Annotated in this window: 1 protein-coding gene; it reads left to right on the top strand. The window is 44.7% G+C overall.

Features of this window, described 5'->3' with window-relative positions:
• Positions 1 to 15: 15 nt before the first annotated feature.
• A partial coding sequence (locus tag VN105_RS06750; protein ID WP_325639183.1) for a TonB-dependent receptor occupies positions 16 to 2,781 on the top strand: 2,766 nt, incomplete at its 3' end.

Raw genomic sequence — 2,781 nt, forward strand, 5'->3', positions numbered from 1 at the left:
AAGGTTTTTTTAAATATGAGATTCTCTGTATTTTTTCTATTTATTGGCGTGCTGCAGTCCTATGCCAAAGGCTATAGCCAGAACATCACAATTTCAATGCAGCAGGCGTCTGCCGAAAGTGTATTCAGAGAAATTGAAAAACAAACAGGTTTTGGATTTATTTATGCCAGGGAAGAACTGGCCAAAATGAAGCCCATTGATCTGAGAGTGACCAACGCCGCGCTGACCTCCGTATTAAATATTGTTTTCAAAGATCAGCCGCTGACATATACGATTTCCGATAAAAATATTGTTGTTAAAGGAAGGACGGCCGGTTCCCGGAATGAAAATGTAAATAGCCTGGCCCCGCCGATTACGATTACGGGGGTTGTTTTAGATGAAGACGGGCAGCCGCTGGCTGGGGTGAATGTCGTTTTAAAAGGTACTTCGAAAGGTGTTTATACAGACAGGGAGGGTAAATTTTCTATTTCGATAAATGATGCCTCCAGGAATTCCGTCCTTATTTTTTCGTCCATTGGAATGAAAACACAAGCGGTTACCATTGACAAGCAAACAACGATTAATCTCAAAATGAAGCCGGAAACAATTGGGCTCAATGAAGTGGTTGCTGTTGGCTATGGTTCAGTGCGCAAGAGCGACCTTACAGGTTCAGTTGCTAAAGTAACGTTAGATGATGCTTCGGAAAAACCTGCAACGTCCGTTGAACAACTACTTCAAGGGCGGGCTTCAGGGGTGCAAATTACCTCCAATACCGGTGCTCCTGGTGGCGGAATCAGCTTTTCAATTCGTGGTGCAACTTCAATAAGCGGGTCCAATCAGCCCCTGATCGTGATTGACGGGTACCCTATTGATTCAGACAATGGCGCCGTTAAAGCTTCCGGAGGAAGCCAGTCGGGATACCTGGACCAGCTACCAGACGACAATGCGCTGGCGAACATAGACCCTGCCGATATTGAATCCATTGAAATTTTAAAAGATGCCTCTGCTACTGCTATTTATGGATCACGGGCATCCAACGGCGTTGTGCTGATAACAACAAAACACGGGAAAACCGGTGTTGACCGGCTTTCCTATAGTGCCCGGTTCGATGTGAGCGCGATCCCGAAGAAAATTGATGTACTTAACACGGATGAATATTTCAAATATTCAAATGAAGCCTATTTAAATAGTGGACAGGACTCCGCCTTCAACTCGGATGCAATAGCCCGGTATGGCAGTGTTAATACAAACTGGCAGGACCTGATCTATCGTTCTGCTTATAGTCAAAACCATCAGTTAAGCTTGTCCGGCGGATCTGATAAGTTCAAATATGCGGTAAGCGCCGGATATCTTGGTCAGCAGGGAATAGTGAAAAATTCCCGCTATGACAGAGGGGCCTTGCTGGTTAATTTGGACCGGGAAATAAACAAACGGTTTAAGTTTGGTGTCAGCATAAATGGCTCCATCAGTAAAAACAAGGCGGCCATGCAATCATCGGACAGAAGCGACCCCTCTACATCTGTTGTATATGGTGCGTTGCTGTCCAGGCCATTCGATTCTCCGCTGACTGCAGATGATCAGATTGATCAGACCCAGGTGGGCAATCCACTCACCATCATTGAACTCGCAGATGATCAGAACCGCGTTACCACAGTGCTGGCAAATATGTATTTGAATTATACCCTGGCTCCCGGCCTGGATTTCAAAGTAAATGGAGGAGTCAATACCAGAAACTCCCGTCGCGACTTTTATATGCCGAGAGGTACAACATTAGGTAATCTCGAAGGAGGATATGCCTATCTTGGAGAGAACAGTTCTTTCAATTATCTGACAGAATACACTTTAAACTACAACAGAACAATTAATAAAAAGCATCGGGTAAATGCCGTAGCAGGATATACCTGGCAACAATGGGATCGTAAATCCTTTAATATTAATGTGCTCAATTTTCCTAACGACAATATGTTGTATTATGATTTGAGCAGCGGATCTTCTATCAGCAATCCGAAAACCAGTACAACACAATGGGGGCTTGCCTCTTTTATCGGCCGTGCCAACTACAGTTTCGATAATCGTTTTTTGGCAACTTTTACGGCCAGGGAAGATGGTTCTACCCGTTTGGCAGAGGGGAATAAATGGAAATTTTTTCCCTCCATAGCCCTGGGCTGGAATGTTTCCAACGAGAAATTCATGCACAATATCAGATCCATCACTTCACTTAAAGTGCGTGGAAGTTACGGGCTGTCAGGTAATCAGGCGGTTCCTGTCGGAGCTACCCAGGCACGCCTGGTATCTACCGGAAGCGTTGCTAATGAAGGCATACAAATTGGTTATGTTCTGGCCAATATGGCCAATAACACGCTGCATTGGGAGCTTACAAAGCAGCTGAACATCGGGCTTGATATGGCATTTTTTAGAAACCGGATTACTTTCGGATTTGATTATTATAGAAAACGTACCGACGGCCTGCTCATTGGATTAACAATACCACCATCAAACGGATTCACACAGTATAATACCAACCAGGGCACTGTTGAAAATAAAGGATACGAATTTGACCTGGGCGCAAAAATATTAACCAGAGGTCTGAAATGGGATGTATCGGGAAATATTTCTTTCAACCGGAACAAAATTATCAGCCTGGGCCAGGGAGTAAACTCATTTACCGGCCCTTCTTTTACGGCAGTAGGAGGCCAGGCCTTAAATATTTTCCAGGTAGGCTATCCGATTGGTTCATTTTATGGCTACCGGATCGCAGGCATTTATCAGAATCAGGCGGATGTTGATAAGAACGCCCAGGAC

It is taken from the genome of Chitinophaga sp. (genome assembly GCF_035564935.1).
In the GTDB taxonomy this organism is placed as follows: Bacteria; Bacteroidota; Bacteroidia; order Chitinophagales; family Chitinophagaceae; genus Chitinophaga.